Below are 22,371 nucleotides of genomic sequence, written 5' to 3'. Positions count from 1 at the left end.
GCTCAGGGTTGATCGCAGCGTGCGAGCTGCTATCTTTTATAAGAGTTCTAAACAGAAATGTCCGACCGAGCCGAGGCCGAAGCGATGTTCATCCAGACCGAGGCGACCCCCAATCCCGCCACGCTGAAATTCCTGCCCGGGCGGCTCGTCCTGCCCGAAGGGACCGCCGATTTCCGCGACGAGCACGAGGCGGCGCGCTCGCCGCTCGCCGAGCGGCTGTTCGCCGTGCCCGGCGTCGCCGGCGTGTTCCTCGGCCATGATTTCATCACCGTGACGAAGCGCGACGCGGAATGGCCGCATCTGAAGCCGGCGATCCTCGGCGCCATCATGGAACACTTCATGACCGGCGCGCCGGTCATCTCGACCTCGAAGCGGGAGGCCGACGCGGCCGAGTTCTTCGAGGCGGAGGACGGCGAGGTGGTCGAGACGATCAAGGAGCTGATCGAGACCCGCGTCCGCCCGGCGGTGGCGCAGGACGGCGGCGACATCACCTTCCGCGGCTTCCGCGACGGCGTCGTCTATCTCGACATGAAGGGCTCGTGCTCGGGCTGCCCGTCCTCGACCGCGACGCTGAAGCACGGCATCCAGAACCTCTTGCGCCATTTCGTGCCGGAAGTGCGCGAGGTCGCGGCCGCCTGAGCCGGGCGGACGCTCGACAAGGCCGCGCCCGGCGCGCTATCCGGGCGGGATGATCGTTCTCGCTCTCGACACCGCGCTCGAAGACTGCGCCGTCGCTCTCCGTCTCGCCGACGGGACGATCGTGCGGCGCGTCGCGACGGTCGGTCGCGGTCATGCCGAGGCGCTGATGCCGGCGGTGGCGGCCGTGTTCGCGCAGGCCGGCATCGCGCCCGACGCGGTCGACCGGATCGCCGTGTCGATCGGGCCGGGCTCCTTCACGGGGCTGCGCGTCGGGGTCGCCGCGGCGCGGGGCCTCGCGCTCGTCGCCGGCCGGCCGGCGATCGGGGTTTCGACGCTCGCCGCGCACGCGCAGAGCGCGCGGGCCGAGGCCGGCGCCGTTTCCGTGCTCGCGCTCCTGCCCGCCCGCGCGGGCGAACTCTATGGCCAGCTGTTTTCCGCCGACGGCACGCCGGACGGCCCGGCGGCGGTCCTGTCGCCCGAGGCCGCGCTCGCCCGCGCCGCGGCGGTGGGTGCCCGCCTTGCGGGAGCCGGTGCGCCGGAGGGCGGCGTGCCGGTCGTCCATCGCCGCAGCGCGCCGGCGATCGAGGCCGTGCTGGCGCTCGGGCAGGCGCTCGACCCCGCGGCGCACCCAGCCCTGCCGCTCTACGTGAAGCCCGCCGACGCCGCGCCGCAGACGGGCGGCAGGATCGCCCGCCGATGATCTTCGACCATTTCCTGCGCCCCCGCATCTTCATCGACGCCGCCGAGCCGGCCGACGCGGCGCGGCTCGCCGAGATCCACGCCACCGGCTTCGCGCGCGGCTGGAGCGAGGACGAGATCGAGGCGCTGATCGCCGACCGCACCGTCTTCGCCCTCGCCCTCAAGCGCGAATCGCGCTTCGGCACGCGGCGCATCCTCGGCTTCGTGCTGGTGCGTCTCGCCGCCGGCGAGGCGGAGATCCTGACCATCGTCTTCGAGCCGGCGGCGCGCGGGCGCGGCTATGGCCGGCTGCTCCTCGAGGAGGTTCTGCGCCGGCTCTACAGCGAGCGCGCGGAGGCCGCCTTCCTCGAGGTCGACGAGGGCAATGCCGCCGCCGGCACGCTCTATCGCCGCGTCGGCTTCGTCGAAGTCGGCCGTCGAAAGGGCTATTATCGCCACGCCGACGCGGCGCCGAGTGCCGCGCTTGTCATGCGGCTGCAAGTCCGGTAACGGCGGATCGGGGGACGACGAGCTTGGAGCGGGGTCAGTGAGCGCGGAAGAAGGCGACGTCTCGCTCGAAGAGACCTGCATCGCCAAAGGCATGCGGATGACCGACCAGCGCCGGGTGATCGCCCGCGTGATCGAGAACGCCGACGATCACCCCGATGTCGAGGAACTCTACCGCCGCGCCTCGGCGGTCGACCCGCGCATCTCGATCTCCACCGTCTACCGCACGGTGAAGCTGTTCGAGGATGCCGGCATCATCGAGCGGCACGATTTCCGCGACGGCCGCAGCCGCTACGAGACGATGCCGGAAGAGCATCACGATCATCTGATCGACCTGCGCTCCGGCGCCGTGATCGAATTCCGCGACGAGGAGATCGAGCGGCTGCAGGAGGCGATCGCCGAGAGGCTCGGCTATCGGCTCGTCGACCACCGGCTCGAACTCTATGCCGTGCCGATCGATGCGGCGAAGGACGGACGGCGCGGCGGCGGGTCGGCCGCGTGAGGACGGTGCGGCTCGCGCTGGTGGTGGCGGGCCTCGTCCTCCTGACGCTCGTGCTGCTGCCGGTTCAGCTCGTCGCGATCCGCCGCCGCGCGCCGCTCGCCGCGCGGGTGCCGCATTGGTGGCACCGGGTCGCGGCGCGTCTCGTCGGGCTGCGCGTCCGGGTCGAGGGCGTGCCGGCGCGCGGCGGGCCGGTGCTGCTCCTCTCCAACCACGTTTCCTGGCTCGACATCGTCACCCTCTCGGCCGTCATGCCGGTCTCCTTCGTCGCCAAGGCCGAGGTGAACGGCTGGCCGGTGGTGAAATGGCTGGCCCGGCTGCAGCGCACCGTCTTCGTCGACCGCACCCGCCGGAGCGCCGCCGGCGATTCGGCCGGCCGGATCGCCGAACGCCTGCACCGCGGCGAGGCGATCGTGCTCTTCCCCGAGGGCACGACCGGCGACGGCTATGAAGTGCTGCCGTTCCGCAGCGCCCTCGTCGGCGCGGCGCGCGATGCGGCGGCGGACGGCGCGGCGATCACGGTCCAGCCGGTCGCCGTCGTCTATCGCGGCTTTCACGGCCTACCGATGAGCCGGGCGGAGATGCCGCGCGTCGCCTGGTATGGCGGCATGGACCTCGCCTCGCATCTCGGCCGGCTGGTCGGTGATGGGGGGGCCGATGCGGTCGTCGCCTTCGGCCGCCCGGTCGCCTTCGGCGCCGGTGCCGACCGCAAGCGGATCGCCGCCGAGGCCGAGCGCGAGGTGCGCACGATGGTCCGGGCAGTGCGGGCGCGGCGGCCGATCCCCGCGCCGCCGGCGGCGGGCGTCCTTCTCAACCCGGCCGAAACCCGCTAGGAAGAGGCGGGGAGCGCAAGCGGAAAAGCCCGACGAACCGATGACGGATACCCGGACCGCGCCGAAGAAGGTCCTGATCAAGACATATGGCTGCCAGATGAACGCCTACGATTCCGATCGTATGGCGGATACTCTGGCTGCCGAGGGCTATCGGCCGACGGACGATCTCGCCGAGGCCGATCTCGTTCTCCTCAACACCTGCCACATCCGCGAGAAGGCCGCCGAGAAGGTCTATTCCGAGCTCGGCCGGCTGCGCGTCGCGAAGGAAGAGGCGGCGCGGATGGGTCGCCGGCTGACCGTGGGCGTCGCCGGCTGCGTCGCGCAGGCCGAGGGCGAGGAGATCGCCCGCCGCGCGCCGGTGGTCGATCTGGTGGTCGGCCCGCAATCCTATCACAGCCTGCCGGCGCTCCTGTCGCGGGCGGCCGCCGGAGAGCGGGCGATCGAGACCGAGTTCGCGATCGAGGAGAAGTTCGCCCGGCTCGAGGCGGCGGGCCGCGCCCCCGCCCGCACGCCGAGCGCCTTCCTGACCGTGCAGGAGGGCTGCGACAAATTCTGCACCTTCTGCGTCGTGCCTTATACGCGCGGCGCCGAGGTGTCGCGCCCCGTCGAGCGCATTCTCGCCGAGGCCGAGGCGCTCGCCGCCGGCGGCGTGCGCGAGGTGACGCTGCTCGGCCAGAACGTCAATGCCTGGCACGGGCTGGGGCCCGACGGCCGCGAATGGGGATTGGGCGAGCTCCTGTTCCGCCTCGCCGAGATCCCCGGGCTCGATCGGCTGCGCTATACCACCAGCCATCCGCGCGACATGGACGACACGCTGATCGCCGCGCATCGCGACCTCGCCGAACTGATGCCCTATCTGCACCTGCCGGTGCAGTCGGGCTCGGACCGCATCCTGAAGGCGATGAACCGCCGCCATACGGCGGACGATTACCGTGCGCTGGTCGACAGGATCCGCACCGCGCGACCCGACATCGCGCTGTCGAGCGACCTGATCGTCGGCTTCCCCGGCGAGACGGACGCCGATTTCGCCGCCACGATGCGGCTCGTCGAGGCGGTCGGCTATGCCGCCTGTTTCTCGTTCAAATACAGCGCCCGTCCCGGCACCCCCGCCGCGACGCGCGACGGACAGGTCGACGAGGCGGTGAAGAGCGAGCGGCTGGCGCAGCTTCAGGCGCTGATCGCGGCGCAGCAGGACGCCTTCAACCGTTCGAAGCTCGGAGCCGCGATGGACGTTCTGTTCGAAAAGAAGGGCCGCTTCGCCGGCCAGCTCGCCGGCAAGTCGCCCTGGCTGCAGGCGGTGCAGGTCGAGGCGCCCGAGGCCCTGATCGGCACGATCGGCCGGGTGGCGATCGAGCGGCTGGGCACCAACAGCCTGTTCGGCCGGCTGATCGGCACGGCGGGCGGGGCCGGCGCGCCGGCTCTCGCCGAGGCCGCGTCTTGAGCCCGCGTCACGGGCCGGGCGGTCGCCCGCAGCCGCGGTCCGGCCAGGCCTCCGATCTCACCCATGTCGTCGTCGCCTTCGACGACAACCGGCTGGCGAGCGAGCTGTTCGGCCAGTTCGACCAGAACCTCGCGACGATCGAGAAGCTGCTCGGCGTCGACGTGGTGGCACGCGGCAATCAGGTGACGATCCGCGGCGGCGCGGAGGCCTGCGCGCAGGCGCGGCTCGCCCTCGACCTCCTCTATGTGCGCCTGACCCAGGGCCATCCGATCGGCACCGGGGACGTGGAAGGGGCGATCCGCATGGCCGAGGATGCGGAGAGCCAGCTCGCTTTGCCGAGCCTCGAGCCGAAGGGCCGGCTCGCCATGGCGCAGATCGCGACGCGGCGGCGCACCGTGATGGCGCGCAACCCGGCGCAGGACGCCTATATCCGCGCGATGGACCGGGCCGAGCTCGTCTTCGGCATCGGCCCGGCCGGCACCGGCAAGACCTATCTCGCGGTCGCCTATGCCGCCGCGCTGATCGAGCGCGGCGACGTCGCCCGGCTGATCCTGTCGCGGCCGGCGGTGGAGGCGGGCGAACGGCTCGGCTTCCTGCCGGGCGACATGAAGGAGAAGGTCGACCCCTATCTGCGGCCGCTCTACGACGCGCTCTACGACATGCTGCCGGCCGAGCGGGTCGAGCGCGGCCTCTCCTCCGGCATGATCGAGGTGGCGCCGCTCGCCTTCATGCGCGGCCGCACGCTCGCCAACGCCGTCGTCATCCTCGACGAGGCGCAGAACACCACATCGATGCAGATGAAGATGTTCCTCACCCGCCTCGGCGAGGGGTCGAAGATGATCGTCACCGGCGATCCGACGCAGGTCGACCTGCCGCCCGGCCAGGTCTCCGGCCTCGCCGAGGCGATCGACCTGCTCGGCGATGTCGAGGGCATCGTGCAGATCCGCTTCGCCGACACCGATGTGGTGCGCCATCCGCTGGTCGCCCGCATCGTACGGGCCTATGACGCCGCGACGCCCGCCCCGTCGGCCGTGCGCAGGCATGGCGGCCGGCCGTGAACGCGCTTTCCGAGGAGATCGCGATCGACGTCATCGTCGAGGCGGGCGACTGGCCGGAGGAGGAGACGCTCTGCGCGCTCGTCGAGCGGGCGGTCGACGTGGCGATCGACGTCGCCGGGGTCCGGCTGGCGCAGGGCGCCGAGCTCGCCGTGCTCTTCACCGACGATGCCCACATCGCCCGGCTGAACGCCGACTGGCGCGACAAGCCGAAGCCGACCAATGTGCTGTCCTTTCCGGCGACCCCGGCGGGCAGCGCGCGGCTCGGTCCGCTCGTCGGCGACATCGTGCTCGCGGGCGAGACCATCCGCGCCGAGGCCGGCGATCAGGGGGTGTCCTTCGAGGCCCATCTCACCCATCTGGTGGTGCATGGGTTCCTTCATCTCGCGGGACATGATCATATAGAGGACGACGAGGCCGAGCGGATGGAGCGGCTCGAGACGGCAATTCTCGCACGTCTCGGCATTGCCGACCCCTATGCCGATCCCGCCACCGGAGAGGGCGATCCGCCCGACGAGAACGATGAGTGACCAAGACGCGTCTCCGCTCGCCGGAGACCTTTCGACCGAACCGCAGAGTAGGAGCGCGCCCGAGGCGCGCGAGGCCGAGAGGCCATCGGAAAGCTGGCTCGAGCGGATCATCCGCGCGGTGGGTCTCAGACCTGCGCATTCCGCGCGCGACGAGATCGAGGACGCCCTCGAGGACCCGGACGCCTTCACCCCCGAAGAGCGGCGGATGCTGCGCAATCTGCTCGACCTGTCGGAGATCCGGGTCGAGGACGTGATGGTGCCGCGCGCCGACATCCTCGCCGTCGAGATCGGCTGGCCGATCGCCGAGGTGGTCGCCGCCTTCCGCGATTCCGGCCATTCCCGCATGCCGGTCTATCGCGAGACGCTCGACGACCCGGTCGGCATGGTCCACATCAAGGACCTCATGAACTGGCTGACCAAGGCGGCCGAGACCGGAACCGGGCTCGGATTCGAGAAGGTGGACCTGTCGACGCCGCTCGAGAAGACGGACCTCGTCCGTCGCGTTCTCTTCGTGCCGCCCTCGATGCCCGCCGCCACCCTGCTCGCCACCATGCGCGAAAGCCGGGTCCAGATGGCCCTCGTCATCGACGAGCACGGCGGCGTCGACGGGCTCGCCTCGCTCGAGGATGTCGTCGAGATCGTCTTCGGCGAAATCGAGGACGAGCACGACGAGGACGACGAGGCGCTGATCGTGCCGGACGGCGAGGGCATTTTTCTCGTCGACGGCCGGATCGATCTCGACGATGTCGAGGCGGTGCTCGGCGAGCCGCTCGCCCCCGGCGCCGTCGACAGCGAGGTCGACACGCTGGGCGGCCTCGTCTTCACCCTGCTCGGCCGGATCCCGCGCCGTGGCGAGCGTGTGGTTGTGCCGGGCGGCTATGAACTCGACATCGTCGATGCCGACACCCGGCGCGTGCGGCGCGTCCGGCTCTACCGGCCGGGCTTCGCGCCGGAACTGCGCCGCATGCCGCGCCTGCGCTCGGCTTGACCCGGAGCGGCGGCGGGCGTTCTCCTGCCGCGGCGCGCCGCCTGTTCCGATTCTCCGCCGCGGGGGTCCATGCCGAGCTTCCTCCCGCCGATTCGTGCCGCCGCCTACCGGCTGCCGCTCCTCTCCGGCTGGCGGCGGATGACGGTCGCCGCCGTCGCGGGGGCCGTCGCGGCGCTGGCGCTCGCGCCGCTCGACCTCTGGCCGGCCGTGTTCATCGCCGTGCCGGTCGTGGTGCTCCTGCTCGATGGAGCAGGCAGGCGACGTGACGGCTGGCGCGGCGGCATCCGCCCGGCCTTCGCCATCGGCTGGGCGTTCGGCTTCGGCTATTTCCTCGCCGGCCTGTGGTGGATCGGCGCCGCTTTCCTCGCCGGCGCCGAGAATCTCGTCGTCCTGATGCCGGTGGCGGTGGTCGCCCTGCCGGCGGGGCTGGCGCTGTTCTGGGGCGCCGGGGCGGTGCTCGCCCGGCTCGTCTGGTCGCCCGGCTGGCCGCGTGTGGTCGCTTTCGCCGCGGCGATGACGCTCGCCGAATGGCTGCGCGGCCATCTCTTCAGCGGTTTCCCGTGGAACAGCTTCGGCTATACGCTCGCCCCCTCGCCGCTCTTCATGCAGTCGGCCTCGCTCGTCGGGCTGTGGGGGCTCACCGCGCTCGCCTTCCTCGCCGCCGCGGCGCCCGTGCTCCTGCTGTCGATCGGGCCGCGGCGGCGGCCGGACCGCCTCGCCTTTCTCGCCGCCGCGCTCCTCTTCGCGCTCCATCTCGGCTTCGGCGCGGTCCGGCTCGCCGGCGGGCCGGACGAGGCCGTTCCCGACATCCGCATCCGCATCGTCCAGCCGGCGATCGCACAGAACGAGAAATGGGCCTCCGGCGAGGAGGACGCGGTGCTCGGCCGCTATCTCGCGCTCTCCGCCCAGCCACGAGCCGACGGCGCGACCCCCAATCTCTATGTCTGGCCGGAGACCGCCTTCCCCTTCTTCCTGACCGAGCGGCCGCAGGCGCTGGCGGCGATCGCGGATATGCTGCCGGCGGGCGCCACCCTTCTCACCGGTGCGGCGCGCGCCGAGGCCGACCCGCGCGCGGAGAACGGCCTGCGGGTCTACAATTCGGTCTATGTGATCGCCGATGACGGCACGATCCGCGACGCCTATGACAAGGTCGACCTGGTGCCGTTCGGCGAGTTCCTGCCCTTCGAGCGGACACTCTCCGCCCTCGGGCTGCGGCAAGTCGTCGCCATCCCCGGCGGCTTCGATGTCGGAATGCGGCGGCGCACCCTCGTGCTTCCCGCCGCACCGCCGGCCGGCCCCCTCATCTGCTACGAGATCATCTTTCCCGGCGCCGCGGTCGAGCCCGGAAACCGGCCCGGCTGGCTCGCCAATGTCACCAATGACGGCTGGTTCGGCGATACGCCGGGACCCCACCAGCATCTGCGCCAGGCGCTGATGCGGGCGGTGGAGGAGGGATTGCCGCTCGTCCGCGCCGCGAATACCGGCATTTCGGCGGTCGCTGACCCGCACGGACGCATTCTGGCGCAACTGCCGCTCGGACCCGCCGGCGCACTCGACGCCGATCTGCCACGGGCGCTGCCGGCAACCCTTTATGCGCGGCTGGGCGACGGACCCTTCTGGACCCTGTGGCTGCTCCTGTCGGGTCTAACAATTGGAACTTTTATCAAGACTAAAACTCGTGATTGACACTAATTGCGAGGGCCTTCATAGATGGCACGCGGGGAAGTTTCGATCGGTGGTGGTATGGCGCGTTCCGAAGCGGGTGTCGGAGCGCGGTTTGGCGCATGAGCGCCACCACGCCAAGCGACCAAGGAATGAACCTTTGATAGCCAACAAGAAGCAGCCGAACCCCATCGACATCCACGTCGGCAGCCGCGTGCGCCTCCGCCGCATGATGCTCAGCATGAGCCAGGAAAAGCTCGGCGAGAGCCTCGGCATCACCTTCCAGCAGATCCAGAAATACGAGAAGGGCACCAACCGCATCGGCGCGAGCCGGCTGCAGCACATCGCCGCCGTACTCGATGTGCCGGTGTCCTTCTTCTTCGAGGACGCGCCGGGCAACACGCCCGAGGGCGGCTTCGCCGAGCCCCGTCCGGCAGCCTTCGTCACCGAGTTCCTGTCGAGCGCCGAGGGCCTTCAGCTCAACAAGGCGTTCGTGCGGATCAGCGACCCGAAGGTGCGCCGCAAGGTCGTCGAACTCGTCCGTGCGCTCGCCGGCGAAGAGGCGGCCGACTGAGGTTCCCGTTCCGCCCGCAGGCGTCGGCACGGCACGGTTTTGCTCGCGCCGATGCCGCGGCGGAACGGCCTTTCCGTCTTGCCGGCGGGGATCCGGCTCCGCCTTGACCCTCGGCCGGCGACCTGCCAGAACGAACCACCACCGCGGCCGGGGCCTCGCGCTCCGGCCATTATCTTGAGCGAAGGGGTTGGCCTGTGTCGAGGGCGTCCTATCTGTTCACCAGCGAGTCGGTTTCCGAAGGCCATCCCGACAAGGTTTGCGATCGCATCTCGGACGAGATCGTCGATGCCTTCTTCCGGCTCGGCCCGCAGCATGGCTGGGACCCGTCGCAGATCCGCGTCGCCGCCGAGACGCTCGCCACCACCAACCGTGTGGTGATCGCCGGGGAGACCCGCGGGCCGGCCGAGATCACCCGGGACTTCGTCGCCCACACCGCCCGCCTCGCCATCCGCGACATCGGCTATGAGCAGTCCGGCTTCCACTGGGAGACGGCGGAGATCGACGTCCATCTGCATGCCCAGTCCGCCGACATCGCGGTCGGCGTCGACGCCGCGGGCAACAAGGACGAGGGCGCCGGCGACCAGGGCATCATGTTCGGCTATGCCTGCTCCGAGACGCCGGAGCTGATGCCGGCGCCGATCTACTACGCTCACCGCATCCTGAAGCGTCTCTCCGAGGCCCGCCGCAGCGGGGAGACCCGTGCGCTCGGACCCGACGCGAAGAGCCAGGTGACGGTGCGCTACGAGGACGGCAAGCCGGTCGAGGTCACCCAGATCGTGCTGTCGACCCAGCATCTCGACGAGCACCTGACCTCGCACGACGTGCGGGCGATCGTCGAACCCTATATCCGCGAGGCCCTGCCCGAGGGCTGGATCAGCGGCGCGACGGTGTGGCACGTCAACCCGACCGGCAAGTTCGTCATCGGCGGCCCGGACGGCGACGCCGGCCTGACCGGCCGCAAGATCATCGTCGACACCTATGGCGGCGCCGCGCCGCATGGCGGCGGCGCCTTCTCCGGCAAGGATCCGACCAAGGTCGACCGGTCCGCCGCCTATGCCGCGCGCTATCTCGCGAAGAACGTCGTCGCCGCCGGTCTCGCCGGCCGCTGCACGATCCAGCTCTCCTATGCGATCGGCGTGTCGAAGCCCTTGTCGATCTATGTCGACCTGCACGACACCGGCAATGTCGAGGCCGGGCGCCTCGAGGCGGTGCTCGGCGAGGTGATGGACCTGTCGCCGCGCGGCATCCGCCAGCATCTCGGCCTCAACAAGCCGATCTATGCCCGCACCTCGGCCTATGGCCATTTCGGCCGTGCGCCGGAGGAGGATGGCGGCTTCTCCTGGGAGCGCACCGACCTCGTCGCGGCGATCCGCGGCGCGCTCTGACGCGCGCCGTCCGATGACGGAGGACAGCGCGCCGGCGCGGCGCGATTCCTTCTTCGGCCGCCGCAAGGGCAAAGGCCTGCGCGCCGGCCAGGCCGAGGCGCTCGCCACCACCGTCGCATCGCTCCGGATCGACACGGCGGTGCCGGCACCCGGCGATCTGCGGTCGCTGTTTCCGCGGCCGGTCGAAGCGGTGGCGCTCGAGATCGGCTTCGGCGGCGGCGAGCATCTGATCCATCGCGCCCGCACCGAGCCGGCGGTCGGCCGGATCGGTGTCGAGCCCTTCGTCAACGGGATGGCGAAGGCGGCCCGCGCGATCGCCGCCGAGGGCTTCGAGACGATCCGCCTGTTCGATCGGGACGCAGCGGAACTGCTCGACTGGATGCCGGCCGCGAGCGTCGTGCTCGTCGACCTGCTCTATCCCGATCCCTGGCCGAAGACGCGCCATTTCAAGCGGCGCTTCGTCAATCCGCGCAATCTCGACCGGCTGGCGCGGGTGATCGCGCCGGGCGGCCTGTTCCGCTTCGCCTCCGACATCGATTCCTATGTCGCCTGGACGCTCGCCCATCTCGACGCGCATCCCGGCTTCCGCTGGACGGCACGCACGGCCGACGACTGGCGGCAGCCTTTTCCGGGCTGGCCGGGCACGCGCTACGAGGCGAAGGCGATCCGCGAGGGAAGGCGGGGAACGTATCTGACGTTCGAGCGGGTGTGAGAGACCGTCCCCGGGCTGCCCCCGGGCGGCGGCGGCCCCGGGGTCCGCCGCATGGTCGGTGGTTCGCGAAGGACGGCGCGGGATCGCTCCCGCGCCGACCTAATTTCGCAGAGAAACGCCTCAGACGGCGATCTTGCCGCCACCCTGCCGGGTGATCGCGACGACGGCCGGACGGACCGGCATGTCGTCCTTGAAGTCCGGCCAGCGGGTCGACAGGTCCTCGTAATAGGAGACGCGGCCGAAGCCGGCCCAGTCGTCGCCGCCATCGCCCGGATGCTGCACGGCGACGAACATCGTCTGCATGTCCGGCAGCAGAAGCGGGCCGCACATCTCGGCGCCGACCGGCACGCGGAAGAACAGCTTCGACGTGGCACGGGCCTCGCCTTCGGTATCGACCGCCCAGATGCCGTCCGTGCGGCCGGTCGCCTTCGGCGAATTGCCGTCGGTCGCCACCCACAGCCGGCCGTCCGCGTCGACGGCGCAGTTGTCGGGCATGCCGAACCAGCCATTGGCGGTGGTCGCGGTCGAGAAGGTGGCCCCGACATCGGCGACCGACGGGTCGCCGCACTTCAGCATCACTTCCCAGGTGCCGGCGGTCGCGGCGAAGTCACCGTCCGTTTCGGAGAGCTCGATGATGTGGCCAAAGGCGTTCGAGGCGCGCGGATTGGCGGCGTCGACCTGCTCGGCCTTGCGCTTCGTATTGTTGGTCAGCATCACATAGACCTTGCCGTTGACGCCGTTCGGCTGGATGTCCTCGGGACGGTCCATCTTGGTGGCACCGACGAGGTCGGCGGCGCGGCGGGTCTCGATCAGCACGTCGGCCTGCGAGGCGAAGCCGTTCTCCGCGGTGAGCGGTCCCTCGCCCTGGACGAGCGGCAGCCAGGCGAAGCGGCCGTCCTCGGCGAACTTCGCGACGTAGAGCGTGCCTTCGTCGAGGAGGTTCATGTTCGCGGCGCGGTCGTCGGCCTTGAAGGTGCCGGCGGTCACGAACTTGTAGACATAGTCGAAGCGCTCGTCGTCGCCGAGATAGAAGACGACGCGGCCGTCCTTGGCGACGATCGACTCCGCGCCCTCGTGCTTGAAGCGGCCGAGCGCGGTGCGCTTCTTCGGCGTGGCGTTCGGATCGAAGGCGTCGACCTCGACGATCCAGCCGAAGCGGTTCGGCTCGTTCGGCTCCTTGGCGAGGTCGAAGCGGTCGTAATGGGCGGCCCATTCATAGGCCCCCTCCGGCACGCCGTAGCGCTTGTAGTTCGCCGCTTCCTTGTGGCCTTCCGGCAGGCTGCCGGAGAAATAGCCGTGGAAGTTCTCCTCGGCCATCACATAGGTGCCCCAGGGCGTCACGCCGCCGGCGCAGTTGTTGAGCGTGCCGATGACCTTGGTGCCGGTCGGATCGGCGCTGGTCTTCAGCCGGTCGTGCCCGGCGGCCGGACCGGTCAGCTCCATCGCCGTGTTGACGGTGATGCGCCGGTTCATCGTGCCGTCGAGCACCGGGCGCCACTTGCCGCCCTCCTTGACGATCTCGACGATCGTGCCGCCATGCGCGGCCATCTCGATGTCGACCTGCGCCTTCGAGAGCGGCTTCTGCTCGATCTTGCCCTCGACCACCGTGACGAGGCCGGGGAACATCAGATGCGGGTTGGTGTATTCGTGGTTGACGACGAGCAGGCCGCGCTCGCTCGAGCCGTCGAGCGGGATGAAGCCGACATAGTCGTTGTTGTAGCCGAACTGGCGCGCCTGCGCCTCGGCCGTCTGGTTGGCCGGATCGAACTCCGGCGCATCGGCGAACAGTTTGTCGCCCCAGCGCAGCAGGATGTCGGCGTCGTAGCCCTCGGCGATGTGGTGGTTCTCGTCGACACCGGCGGCCACTTCGGTGAAGGAGAAGGCGGACGCGGAGGCGGCCTGCGCCTTCTGCGCGGTGGCGAGGGCGAGCGGGCTCACCGTGGCGGAGATCGCCGACACGGCGAGCGCACCCTTGAGAAAGCCGCGGCGGGAGAAGCGCGCGGCGATGATCTCGCCCATGGTGGCGTTCGCGGTGGTGTTGTGGCCTTCGCCGGCGGCTTCCTCGAGCATCGAGGTGCGGAACGTCCGATCGCTGGTCATGACGCCTTCCTGTCGGGGGGTGGGGAGGGGGCTGTTCCCTGGAACTGGAACAGTTCGAGGGAAGCCTTAGGGCGGCCGGATCACAACGGGATGACAGCACGGCCGCCGATCGCGCGCGGCGCTTGCGTTTGCGCGGCATCCGGCCTATATCGCTCGCATTCCCAATCAAGGCTCGGCTTGTTTGAGAGTGGTCCAACCGGGCCGCTCCTTTCGGCTTTTGAGCCCTTCGACCGGAGAGCGCCTTGGCTGACACGGCCGCCGACCCCGCTGCGGAAACCGCCCTCGCCGAACCGCGCATCGTCGTCGAGACGGGTCTCGACGCGCGCGTCGCCGCGGTCGTCGAGCCGGTGGTGGCGGGGCTCGGCTATCGCCTGGTGCGGGTGAAGATCTCCGGCCGCAACGGCCGTACGCTGCAGGTGATGGCCGAGCGGCCGGACGGCGGCATGACGGTCGAGGACTGTGAGGCGATCAGCCGTGACCTGTCGCCGGTGCTCGACGTCGAGGATCCGATCCCCGGCGCCTACCACCTCGAGGTGTCGTCGCCGGGGATCGACCGGCCGCTCGTCCGCGTCTCCGATTTCGACCGCTGGGCGGGCCATCTCGCCAAGGTCGAGCTCGCCGTCGCGGTCGCGGGGCGGCGGCGCTATCGCGGCGTGCTGACCGGGCTCGAGGCGGGCGGCGTGGGCTTCGACGTCGAGAAGACCGCCGAGGGTGAGGCCGGGCACGTCGTCCTGCCGCTCGACGCGATCGCCGAGGCGCGGCTCGTGCTGACCGACGCTCTGATCGAGGCGACGCTCAGGGAAACCAAGCGGCTGCAACGCGCCGCCGCCGACGAGGATGCGGCCGAAGACACGGCCGAGACGGATGAAGACGAGGCGGACGCCGCGCCGTAACGGCCGGCCCCGAAGACGGAGAACACGACCATGGCAGTGAGCGCCAACCGGCTCGAGCTTCTGCAGATCGCCGACGCGGTCGCCCGCGAGAAGGTGATCGACCGGATGATCGTCATCCAGGCGATGGAGGACGCGATCCAGAAGGCGGCCCGCTCGCGCTACGGCTCGGAGACGGATGTGCGCGCCGAGATCAACCCGAAGACGGGCGAGATCCGGCTGCAGCGCCTGCTCCAGGTGGTCGAGGCGGTCGAGAATCCGGCGACCGACATCCTGCTCGAGGACGCCCGCACCAAGAACCCCGCCGCCCAGATCGGCGATTACATCGCCGAGCCGCTGCCGCCGATGGATTTCGGCCGCATCGCCGCCCAGTCGGCGAAGCAGGTGATCGTCCAGAAGGTGCGCGAGGCGGAGCGCGACCGGCAGTACGACGAATACAAGGACCGCATCGGCGAGATCGTCTCGGGCGCCGTCAAGCGCGTCGAATACGGCAATGTCATCGTCGATCTCGGCCGCGGCGAGGGCATCGTGCGCCGCGACGAACTGATCCCGCGCGAGACCTTCCGCTATGGCGACCGGGTTCGCGCCTATGTCTACGACGTCCGCCGCGAGCAGCGCGGCCCGCAGATCTTCCTGTCGCGCACCCATCCGCAGTTCATGGCGAAGCTCTTCGCGCAGGAAGTGCCGGAAATCTATGACGGCATCATCGAGGTGAAGTCGGTCGCCCGCGATCCGGGCAGTCGCGCCAAGATCGCCGTCGTGTCGCGCGATTCCTCGATCGACCCGGTCGGCGCCTGCGTCGGCATGCGCGGCAGCCGCGTCCAGGCGGTGGTGAACGAGCTGCAGGGCGAGAAGATCGACATCATCCCCTGGAACCCCGACGCCGCCACCTTCATCGTCAACGCGCTGCAGCCGGCCGAAGTGGCGAAGGTGGTGCTCGACGAGGAGGCCGAGCGGATCGAAGTCGTGGTGCCCGACGATCAGCTGTCGCTCGCCATCGGCCGGCGCGGCCAGAACGTCCGGCTCGCCTCGCAGCTCACCGGCTGGGATATCGACATCCTCACCGAGCAGGAGGAGAGCGAGCGGCGCCAGAAGGAATTCCAGGAGCGCTCCAGCCTCTTCAACACCGCGCTCGACGCCGACGAGATGATCGGCCAGCTGCTCGCCTCGGAAGGCTTCGCCTCGGTCGAGGAGATCGCCTATGTCGATCTCGACGAGCTCGCCTCGATCGAGGGCTTCGACGAGGAGACCGCCGGGGAACTGCAGGACCGCGCCCGCGAATATCTGGAGCGGCGCGAGGCGGAACTCGACGAGGAGCGTCGCGCGCTCGGCGTCGAGGACGCGCTGAAGGAGATCCCCGGCGTCACCGCCGGCATGATGGTCGCCCTCGGCAAGGAGGGGATCAAGACGGTCGAGGATTTCGCCGGCTGCGTGCCGGACGATCTGGTCGGCTGGATCGAGCGCAAGGAAGGCGACACCACCCGTCACGGCGGTACGCTCGATTCCTTCGGTCTGTCGCGCGCCGATGCCGAGGCGATGATCATGGCCGCCCGCGTCAAGGCGGGCTGGATCACGGAAGAAGAACTCGCCGCCCAGCAGCAGGCGGGCGAGGAAGAAGAGGAAGAAGGCGAGACGGCCGAGGCGTGAGCCCGGCCGTGCCGCACTCCGGGAACACGACGTGCCGCGGAAGAACGAACCGCAGACCCGCACCTGCATCGCCAGCCGTGAGACCCGGCCGGTGGAGGCGTTGCTGCGCTTCGTCCTCGATCCGGAGGGCGAGGTCGTTCCCGATCTCCGCCGCCGCCTGCCGGGCCGCGGCGTCTGGGTGAGCGCCAACCGCGCCGCGGTCGCCTTGGCCGAGAAGAGGCGGCTGTTCGCGCGCGCGTTCAAGGCGGACGTCAAAATTGCCCCGGGTCTTTCGGATCGGGTCGAGGCGCTCTATATGGAGGGGGCGGTGGCCGCACTCTCCTTCGCCCGCAAGGCCGGCGAGGTGGTCACCGGCTTCACCAAGGTCGAGACCGCGATCGCGAGCGGCAAGGCGATCGCGCTGATCCATGCGGCCGAGGCTGCCGAGGACGGCGTCGAGAAGCTCGATCGAGCCTTCAGACGGCAGGGCGGTGTCGCCTCCGCGCACCGCTCGGTCCGAATTTTCTCGTCCGCGCAATTGGATTTGGCATTCGGCCGAACAAATGTGATACATGCTGCCCTGCTCGCAGGCCGCGCGAGCCATAACGTTCTCGAGCGTGTTGCCGCGCTTGCCCGCTTTCGTGAAGAGGACGGGCCGCTCGGCGTTGATCCTCAGGTTTCGGACGAAGACGACCCGTCCGGGACATTCTACGGGGCCGAGCTGATCGACCCTCCGCCCGCAATGGGGCTCCCCGGCGAGCCCGTAGGACCGAAGACCGAATGAACGATACGACCAATACCGGCGACAAGACTTTCGGCGGCGGCAAGAAGCCGCTCACCTTGAAGCGCGACAGTCTGGAGCGCGGCACGGTGCGCCAGAGCTTCTCGCACGGCCGTACGAACACCGTCGTGGTCGAGAAGAAGAAGCGGCGGCCGCTGCTGCCGGGCGAGAAGCCGGAGGCCGTCGAGGCCCCGGCCCCGCGGCCCGTTCCTCAGCCGCAGCCCGCCGCCCAGCAGCCGGCGCCGCGTCCCGCGGCCGCGGCGCCCTCGGCGCCCGTGAGCCAGCCCCGGCCGCAGCCTGCCCCTGCAGCGCCCGCCGCCGCGCGGCCGGCCCCGGCGCCTGTCTCCGCACCCCGTCCGGCAGCGCCCGCCCCTGCGCCGCGTCCCGCCGCTTCGGCGGCGCCCGCGGCGCGTCCGGCTGGCGGTGCCGCGCCCTCTTCGTCGCGCGTCGGCCCCTCGGCCCAGTCGCAGCCGCAGCGGCCGCAGCGCGGCGGCATGGTGCTGCGCCAGCTCTCCGGTGACGAACTCGACGCCCGTGCCAGGGCGCTCGCCGACGCGCGTCAGCGCGAGGTCGAAGAGCGCCGTCAGGCCGAGATCGATGCCCGGCGCCGTGCCGAGGAAGAAGCCCGCGTCGCCCGCGAGCGCGAGGAAGCCGCCCGCCGCCAGGCCGAGGAAGAGGCGCGTCGCGCCGCCGAGGCTGCCGCGCGCGAGCGCGCCGAGGATGCCGCCCGGCGCCGGTTCGGCGAAGGTTCCGCCTCCGCCCCGGCCGCTTCCGCGACGCCCGCCGCCGAGCCGCGCCCGCCGCGTCCCTCCTCCGGAGCGCCGCGCCCCTCGGGCGAAGGCCGTTACGGCGGGGAAGGCCGCTCCTCCGGCGAGGGGCGTCCGTCCGGTGAAGGCCGGCCGTCGGGTCCGCGCTTCGCCGGCGCGCCTTCGGGCGAGCGCCGTACCGGTCCGCGTCCGGCCCCCGGTGGTCGCGACGGCGGCGGTCTCGCCGCGCGCGGCGTTCCCGTGCCGCCGCCCGAGTTCGAGGCGCCCGCCGGCCGTACCCGCCCGGTGGCGCCGAAGCCCGCAGAGGTCGACGAGGAGGATCGGACCGGTGGTCTGCGTCCTTCGACCTCGAAGCGGCCGAAGGCCGTCGAGCCGAAGCCGGTCAAGAAGGACGACACGGCCGCCCGGCGTGGCCGTCTGACGCTGTCGAACGCGCTCGACGACAGCGAGCGCGAGCGTTCGCTCGCCTCGGTCCGGCGGCGGCGGGAGCGCGAGCGTGCCCGTCAGATGGCGCAGGGCCCGCGTGAGAAGATCACCCGCGAAGTCATCGTCCCCGAGACGATCACGATCGGCGATCTCGCCAACCGCATGTCCGAACGGGCGGTCGACGTCATCAAGTTCATGATGAAACAGGGTCAGCTCCTGAAGGCGACCGACGTCGTCGACGCCGATACGGCCCAGCTGATCGCCGAGGACTTCGGTCATACGGTGAAGCGCGTCGCCGAATCGGACGTCGAGGAGGGCCTGTTCGACACCGCCACCGAGGCCGACGGCAATCTGCTGCCGCGCCCGCCGGTCGTCACGATCATGGGCCATGTCGACCACGGCAAGACCTCGCTGCTCGACGCGATCCGCAAGACCAGCGTCGTCTCGGGCGAGGCCGGCGGCATCACCCAGCACATCGGCGCCTATCAGGTCGAGCGCGACGGCCACAAGATCACCTTCATCGACACGCCCGGCCACGCCGCCTTCACGGCGATGCGGGCGCGCGGCGCCAAGGTGACGGACATCGTCGTGCTCGTCGTGGCGGCGGATGACGGCGTCATGCCGCAGACGATCGAGGCCATCAACCACGCGCGGGCGGCGAAGGTGCCGCTCATCGTCGCGATCAACAAGATCGACAAGGCCGATGGCGATCCGAGCCGGGTGCGCACCGAGTTGCTGCAGCACGAGGTGTTCGTCGAATCGATGGGCGGCGACACGCTCGAGGTCGAAGTGTCCGCGACCAAGGCGATCAATCTCGACAAGCTGCTCGAGACGATCCTGCTGCAGGCCGAGGTGCTCGATCTCAAGGCGAACCCCAACCGCTCCGCCGAGGGCGCCGTCGTCGAGGCGAAGCTCGACAAGGGCCGCGGTCCGCTCGCGACCGTGCTCGTCCAGCGCGGCACGCTGCATCCGGGCGACATCGTGGTCGCAGGCTCCGAATGGGGCCGCGTGCGCGCGCTCCTGAACGAGAACGGCCAGCCCGTTGCGGAGGCCGGACCCTCGGCTCCGGTCGAGGTGCTCGGGTTCCAGGGCGCGCCGGAGGCGGGCGACCGCTTCGCGGTGGTCGAGAACGAGGCCCGTGCCCGCGAGATCGCCGATTATCGCGGCCGTCAGAAGCGCGAGAAGATGATCGCCCGCCAGACCACGGCGCGCGGCTCGCTCGCGGAGATGATGAACCAGCGCCAGTCGGCCGGCCTCAAGGAGTTCCCGCTCGTCATCAAGGGCGATGTGCAGGGCTCGGTCGAGGCGATCGCCGGTGCGCTCGAAAAGGTCGGCAATGACGAGGTGCGGGCCCGGATCATCCATTCCGGCGTCGGCGGCGTCACCGAATCCGATGTTCAGCTCGCGGCGACCTCGAATGCGGCGATCATCGCCTTCAACGTCCGCCCGAGCGGTCAGGCGCGCGACGCGGCCGAGCGCGAGAGTATCGAGATCCGCCAGTACAACATCATCTACGACCTCGTCGATGACGTGAAGGCGGCGATGTCGGGCCTGCTCACGCCCGAGCGGCGCGAGACGATGCTCGGCAATGCGCAGATCCTCGAGGTGTTCAACATCTCGAAGGTCGGCAAGGTGGCGGGCTGCCGGGTCACCGACGGCACGGTCGAGCGGGGCGCCAATGTCCGCCTCATCCGCGACAACGTCGTCATCCACGAGGGCAAGCTCTCGACGCTCAAGCGCTTCAAGGACGAAGTCAAGGAAGTGCCGGCGGGCCAGGAATGCGGCATGGCCTTCGAGAAATACGAAGACATGCGGCCCGGCGACGTCATCGAGTGCTATCGCGTCGAGGAAGTGAAGCGGTCGCTCTGACGAGCGGCCGGTCGGCGGGCGCGCGCGAGGTTTCGGCCTCGTCGCGCCGGCGCGGCGCCTCGAAGAGCTCGGCAAATCGGACCCCGCCGCACGGCCCGCGGCGTCGGCCGCCGGTAGCGCGGGATCGCGGCCGGCGCCCGTCCTCGTCGCAGGGCGCGGCACGCGACGCCGATCCCCGATGCGACGGCTCGGAAAGAGCGTTGATCTCGCTGGTCGACGGCCCGCCGAGCGGTTGGTCCTGTCGAGGCGAGCGAGAGAAGGAACAGACCGCCGCCGGTCCGAATCCGGCAGCGGCCGAGGAGATGAAGAGATGAACACCAGCGCGCCCTCCCAGCGCCAGCTCCGCGTCGGCGAGCTGATCCGCCATGCGCTCGCCGAGATCCTCGCCCGCGGCGAAGTCAACGATCCGGATCTCGACGGCGTCGTGGTGTCGATCCCGGAAGTGCGGATGTCCCCCGACTTGAAGCACGCCACCTGCTATGTGATGCCGCTCGGCGGCCGGGATGTCGCACGCACGGTCGAGGCGCTCGGCCGCAACCGGCGTTTTCTGCGCGGCGTGGTCGCCAGGCGGGTCAATCTCAAATTCGCCACCGATCTGCATTTCCGCGTCGACGAATCCTTCGACCGCGGTTCCCGGATCGATGCGATCCTGCGCAACGACCCGGTGATCCGGCGCGACATCGGCGGCGCCCCGGCCGAGGCCGACGAGGAGTAGCGGCCGATGGCACGCAAGAAGAAGGGCCGGGCCGTCTCCGGCTGGCTGGTGCTCGACAAGCCGCTCGGCATGACGTCCACCCACGCCGTGTCCGTGGTGAAGCGCCTGTTCGGCGCGCAGAAGGCGGGGCATGCGGGCACGCTCGATCCGCTCGCCACCGGTTCGCTGCCGATCGCGCTCGGCGAGGCGACGAAGACCGTTCCCTATGTGATGGACGGACGCAAGGTCTATGCCTTCACCGTGCGCTGGGGGATCGAGACGAACACCGACGATGCCGAGGGCGCGGTCGTCGCGACCTCCGACCATCGCCCCGACCGGGCGGCGATCGAGGCGGCGCTCGCCGGCTTCACGGGTGCGATCATGCAGGTGCCGCCGGCCTTCTCGGCGATCAAGATCGAGGGTGAGCGGGCCTATGATCTCGCGCGGGACGGCGAGGAGGTCGTGCTCGAGGCGCGGCCGGTCGAGATCCACCGGCTGAGCCTCGATGCGATGCCGGATGCCGACACGGCGCAGTTCTCGGCGGAATGCGGCAAGGGCACCTATGTCCGCGCGCTCGCCCGCGATCTCGGCCGGGTGCTCGGCACGCGCGGCCATGTCACGGCGCTCCGCCGGCTGATGGTGAGCCCGTTCGGCGAGGCGGCGATGGTGCCGCTCGATGCGCTGCGGGCGGCGCACGAGGCGGCGGGCGAGGAAGGCTGCGACGGGCTGATGCAGCCCATCGAGGCGGCCCTCGCCGGGCTGACCGAGCTGCGGGTCAACCGCAACGAGGCGGCACGCCTGCGCAACGGTCAGAGCATGCTCGTGCGCGGCCGCGACGCCCCGGCGGAGGGTGATACGGTCTACGCGACCGAGGCCGGCACTCTGGTTGCGATCGGGACGATCGAACAGGGCGAACTCGCGCCGATGCGGGTCTTCGTCGGCGGCTGACGAGGACCTCGGGATCCGCGATCGACGGACTCCGCCGGCTCCCCCGGGGGGAAGTTTCCACTTTCCTTTCGGCGCACTTTCCGCCATAGATCGCGCGTCCCGAAGGGCTCCGGCCTTTCGGGCTTTGCCGTTTGGAACGACCTTGCTGGACGACATCCCGGCAGTGGCCGAACTCCGGATGGAAGACGCCGGGCGCCTTTCGCGGCCGGCACGTGGCCGGAAGCTTCCCGAAGCGCAGGACCGCGGACGATGCCGGCGAGCCGGCCTCCTTCGCGTATCCCGACGGCCGATCAACCCGCGGCGCCCACGGCGCCGCATGCTCTCTCGAACGAGGATTTGCCCGATGTCGATCACGCCCGAGCGCAAGCAGGCTCTGATCAAGGAATATGCCACCGGCGCCAACGATACCGGCTCGCCGGAGGTTCAGGTCGCCGTTCTCTCCGAGCGGATCACCAATCTGACCGAGCATTTCAAGACGCATGCGAAGGACAACCATTCGCGGCGTGGACTGTTGAAGCTGGTGAGCCAGCGTCGCAGCCTGCTCGACTATCTGAAGAAGATCGACGACGCGCGCTATCGCTCGATCGTCGAGCGGCTCGGCCTTCGCCGCTGAGCCGGAGCGGCGCCCCGCGCGCCGCTCGAAGACGGGCGGGCGCATCGGCGCCCGTCCTCGCGACCGGTACGGCGGCATGGGGCTGCCGTGCCTCGAAATGCGGATCCGGCCTGGCCATGGCAGGATCGCCGGCGGCTCTCGGTCTCCAAGGAGA

21 protein-coding genes are annotated in these 22,371 nt (G+C 70.4%); 20 read left to right on the top strand and 1 reads right to left on the bottom strand.

Annotation, left to right across the window (positions count from 1 at the left end):
* The first annotated feature begins 84 nt into the window (after positions 1-84).
* From GGQ63_RS15445 to trmB, 13 genes are all read left to right on the top strand, one after another.
* Complete coding sequence (locus GGQ63_RS15445; RefSeq protein WP_183857596.1) at positions 85-639, top strand: NifU family protein; 555 nt, start codon at positions 85-87, stop codon at positions 637-639.
* A 49-nt stretch (positions 640-688) separates the two neighbouring features.
* Positions 689-1,339, top strand: coding sequence for a tRNA (adenosine(37)-N6)-threonylcarbamoyltransferase complex dimerization subunit type 1 TsaB (gene tsaB, locus GGQ63_RS15440; RefSeq protein WP_183857389.1), 651 nt, complete (start codon positions 689-691; stop codon positions 1,337-1,339).
* On the top strand, positions 1,336-1,827 hold the full coding sequence (locus tag GGQ63_RS15435) for a GNAT family N-acetyltransferase (protein ID WP_183857387.1): 492 nt from the start codon (positions 1,336-1,338) through the stop codon (positions 1,825-1,827). The genes tsaB and GGQ63_RS15435 overlap by 4 nt, the downstream gene beginning before the upstream one ends.
* A gap of 91 nt (positions 1,828-1,918) precedes the next feature.
* Positions 1,919-2,326 carry a Fur family transcriptional regulator gene (locus GGQ63_RS15430; protein ID WP_183857595.1) on the top strand — a complete coding sequence of 136 codons (408 nt, stop codon included), beginning with the start codon at positions 1,919-1,921 and terminating at the stop codon, positions 2,324-2,326.
* A complete protein-coding gene (gene olsA / locus GGQ63_RS15425; RefSeq protein ID WP_183857385.1) occupies positions 2,323-3,156 on the top strand; it encodes a lyso-ornithine lipid O-acyltransferase in 834 nt (277 codons plus the stop codon). The genes GGQ63_RS15430 and olsA overlap by 4 nt, the downstream gene beginning before the upstream one ends.
* A gap of 40 nt (positions 3,157-3,196) precedes the next feature.
* Entirely contained in the window at positions 3,197-4,597 is a 1,401-nt protein-coding gene (miaB, locus tag GGQ63_RS15420) for a tRNA (N6-isopentenyl adenosine(37)-C2)-methylthiotransferase MiaB (RefSeq protein WP_183857383.1), read from the top strand.
* The gene (locus GGQ63_RS15415) at positions 4,594-5,655 is read left to right on the top strand and encodes a PhoH family protein (RefSeq protein WP_183857381.1); all 1,062 of its coding nucleotides are present in this window, start codon (positions 4,594-4,596) and stop codon (positions 5,653-5,655) included. The genes miaB and GGQ63_RS15415 overlap by 4 nt, the downstream gene beginning before the upstream one ends.
* The gene (gene ybeY / locus GGQ63_RS15410) at positions 5,652-6,182 is read left to right on the top strand and encodes an rRNA maturation RNase YbeY (RefSeq protein ID WP_183857379.1); all 531 of its coding nucleotides are present in this window, start codon (positions 5,652-5,654) and stop codon (positions 6,180-6,182) included. Before GGQ63_RS15415 ends, ybeY begins: the two co-directional genes overlap by 4 nt.
* Entirely contained in the window at positions 6,175-7,170 is a 996-nt protein-coding gene (locus GGQ63_RS15405; RefSeq protein ID WP_183857377.1) for a hemolysin family protein, read from the top strand. Before ybeY ends, GGQ63_RS15405 begins: the two co-directional genes overlap by 8 nt.
* 69 nt (positions 7,171-7,239) lie before the next feature.
* On the top strand, positions 7,240-8,856 hold the full coding sequence (gene lnt, locus GGQ63_RS15400; RefSeq protein ID WP_183857375.1) for an apolipoprotein N-acyltransferase: 1,617 nt from the start codon (positions 7,240-7,242) through the stop codon (positions 8,854-8,856).
* A 136-nt stretch (positions 8,857-8,992) separates the two neighbouring features.
* Positions 8,993-9,406, top strand: coding sequence for a helix-turn-helix domain-containing protein (locus GGQ63_RS15395; protein WP_183857373.1), 414 nt, complete (start codon positions 8,993-8,995; stop codon positions 9,404-9,406).
* 194 nt (positions 9,407-9,600) lie between these two features.
* On the top strand, positions 9,601-10,791 hold the full coding sequence (metK, locus tag GGQ63_RS15390) for a methionine adenosyltransferase (protein WP_183857371.1): 1,191 nt from the start codon (positions 9,601-9,603) through the stop codon (positions 10,789-10,791).
* A gap of 13 nt (positions 10,792-10,804) precedes the next feature.
* Positions 10,805-11,503, top strand: a complete 699-nt coding sequence (gene trmB, locus GGQ63_RS15385; RefSeq protein WP_183857368.1) for a tRNA (guanine(46)-N(7))-methyltransferase TrmB — start codon at positions 10,805-10,807, stop codon at positions 11,501-11,503.
* 120 nt (positions 11,504-11,623) lie between these two features.
* On the opposite strand, the gene GGQ63_RS15380 is transcribed toward trmB, so the two are convergent.
* Positions 11,624-13,603, bottom strand: coding sequence for a PhoX family protein (locus tag GGQ63_RS15380; protein ID WP_183857366.1), 1,980 nt, complete (start codon positions 13,601-13,603; stop codon positions 11,624-11,626).
* Positions 13,604-13,845: 242 nt separating this feature from the next.
* Between GGQ63_RS15380 and rimP the strand changes: the two genes are divergently transcribed.
* From rimP to rpsO, 7 genes are all read left to right on the top strand, one after another.
* A complete protein-coding gene (rimP, locus tag GGQ63_RS15375) occupies positions 13,846-14,496 on the top strand; it encodes a ribosome maturation factor RimP (protein WP_183857364.1) in 651 nt (216 codons plus the stop codon).
* A gap of 30 nt (positions 14,497-14,526) precedes the next feature.
* Positions 14,527-16,140 carry a transcription termination factor NusA gene (gene nusA / locus GGQ63_RS15370; protein WP_183857362.1) on the top strand — a complete coding sequence of 538 codons (1,614 nt, stop codon included), beginning with the start codon at positions 14,527-14,529 and terminating at the stop codon, positions 16,138-16,140.
* Between the two features lie 31 nt (positions 16,141-16,171).
* Positions 16,172-16,903, top strand: a complete 732-nt coding sequence (locus GGQ63_RS15365; RefSeq protein ID WP_183857360.1) for an RNA-binding protein — start codon at positions 16,172-16,174, stop codon at positions 16,901-16,903.
* Positions 16,900-19,962, top strand: a complete 3,063-nt coding sequence (infB, locus tag GGQ63_RS15360; protein ID WP_183857358.1) for a translation initiation factor IF-2 — start codon at positions 16,900-16,902, stop codon at positions 19,960-19,962. The genes GGQ63_RS15365 and infB overlap by 4 nt, the downstream gene beginning before the upstream one ends.
* A gap of 310 nt (positions 19,963-20,272) precedes the next feature.
* On the top strand, positions 20,273-20,677 hold the full coding sequence (gene rbfA / locus GGQ63_RS15355) for a 30S ribosome-binding factor RbfA (RefSeq protein WP_183857356.1): 405 nt from the start codon (positions 20,273-20,275) through the stop codon (positions 20,675-20,677).
* Between the two features lie 6 nt (positions 20,678-20,683).
* Positions 20,684-21,604, top strand: a complete 921-nt coding sequence (gene truB, locus GGQ63_RS15350) for a tRNA pseudouridine(55) synthase TruB (protein WP_183857354.1) — start codon at positions 20,684-20,686, stop codon at positions 21,602-21,604.
* A 343-nt stretch (positions 21,605-21,947) separates the two neighbouring features.
* Complete coding sequence (gene rpsO, locus GGQ63_RS15345) at positions 21,948-22,217, top strand: 30S ribosomal protein S15 (protein WP_183857352.1); 270 nt, start codon at positions 21,948-21,950, stop codon at positions 22,215-22,217.
* Positions 22,218-22,371 lie beyond the last annotated feature (154 nt).

The organism is Prosthecomicrobium pneumaticum (genome assembly GCF_014199915.1).
Lineage (GTDB): Bacteria > Pseudomonadota > Alphaproteobacteria > Rhizobiales > Kaistiaceae > Prosthecomicrobium > Prosthecomicrobium pneumaticum.
The sequence above is the reverse complement of the archived record's forward strand: the minus strand, read 5'-3'. Positions and strand labels throughout refer to the sequence as shown.

Bases quoted from the DNA above. Each gene is read 5' to 3' on its own strand.
- GGQ63_RS15430 (WP_183857595.1), top strand. From the start codon at position 1,919: ATGCGGATGACCGACCAGCGCCGGGTGATCGCCCGCGTGATCGAGAAC.
- miaB (WP_183857383.1), top strand. From the start codon at position 3,197: ATGACGGATACCCGGACCGCGCCGAAGAAGGTCCTGATCAAGACATAT.
- GGQ63_RS15445 (WP_183857596.1), top strand. From the start codon at position 85: ATGTTCATCCAGACCGAGGCGACCCCCAATCCCGCCACGCTGAAATTC.
- trmB (WP_183857368.1), top strand. From the start codon at position 10,805: ATGACGGAGGACAGCGCGCCGGCGCGGCGCGATTCCTTCTTCGGCCGC.
- nusA (WP_183857362.1), top strand. From the start codon at position 14,527: ATGGCAGTGAGCGCCAACCGGCTCGAGCTTCTGCAGATCGCCGACGCG.
- infB (WP_183857358.1), top strand. From the start codon at position 16,900: ATGAACGATACGACCAATACCGGCGACAAGACTTTCGGCGGCGGCAAG.
- rpsO (WP_183857352.1), top strand. From the start codon at position 21,948: ATGTCGATCACGCCCGAGCGCAAGCAGGCTCTGATCAAGGAATATGCC.
- GGQ63_RS15380 (WP_183857366.1), bottom strand. From the start codon at position 13,603: ATGACCAGCGATCGGACGTTCCGCACCTCGATGCTCGAGGAAGCCGCC.
- rbfA (WP_183857356.1), top strand. From the start codon at position 20,273: ATGAACACCAGCGCGCCCTCCCAGCGCCAGCTCCGCGTCGGCGAGCTG.
- truB (WP_183857354.1), top strand. From the start codon at position 20,684: ATGGCACGCAAGAAGAAGGGCCGGGCCGTCTCCGGCTGGCTGGTGCTC.
- GGQ63_RS15405 (WP_183857377.1), top strand. From the start codon at position 6,175: ATGAGTGACCAAGACGCGTCTCCGCTCGCCGGAGACCTTTCGACCGAA.
- GGQ63_RS15435 (WP_183857387.1), top strand. From the start codon at position 1,336: ATGATCTTCGACCATTTCCTGCGCCCCCGCATCTTCATCGACGCCGCC.
- tsaB (WP_183857389.1), top strand. From the start codon at position 689: ATGATCGTTCTCGCTCTCGACACCGCGCTCGAAGACTGCGCCGTCGCT.
- lnt (WP_183857375.1), top strand. From the start codon at position 7,240: ATGCCGAGCTTCCTCCCGCCGATTCGTGCCGCCGCCTACCGGCTGCCG.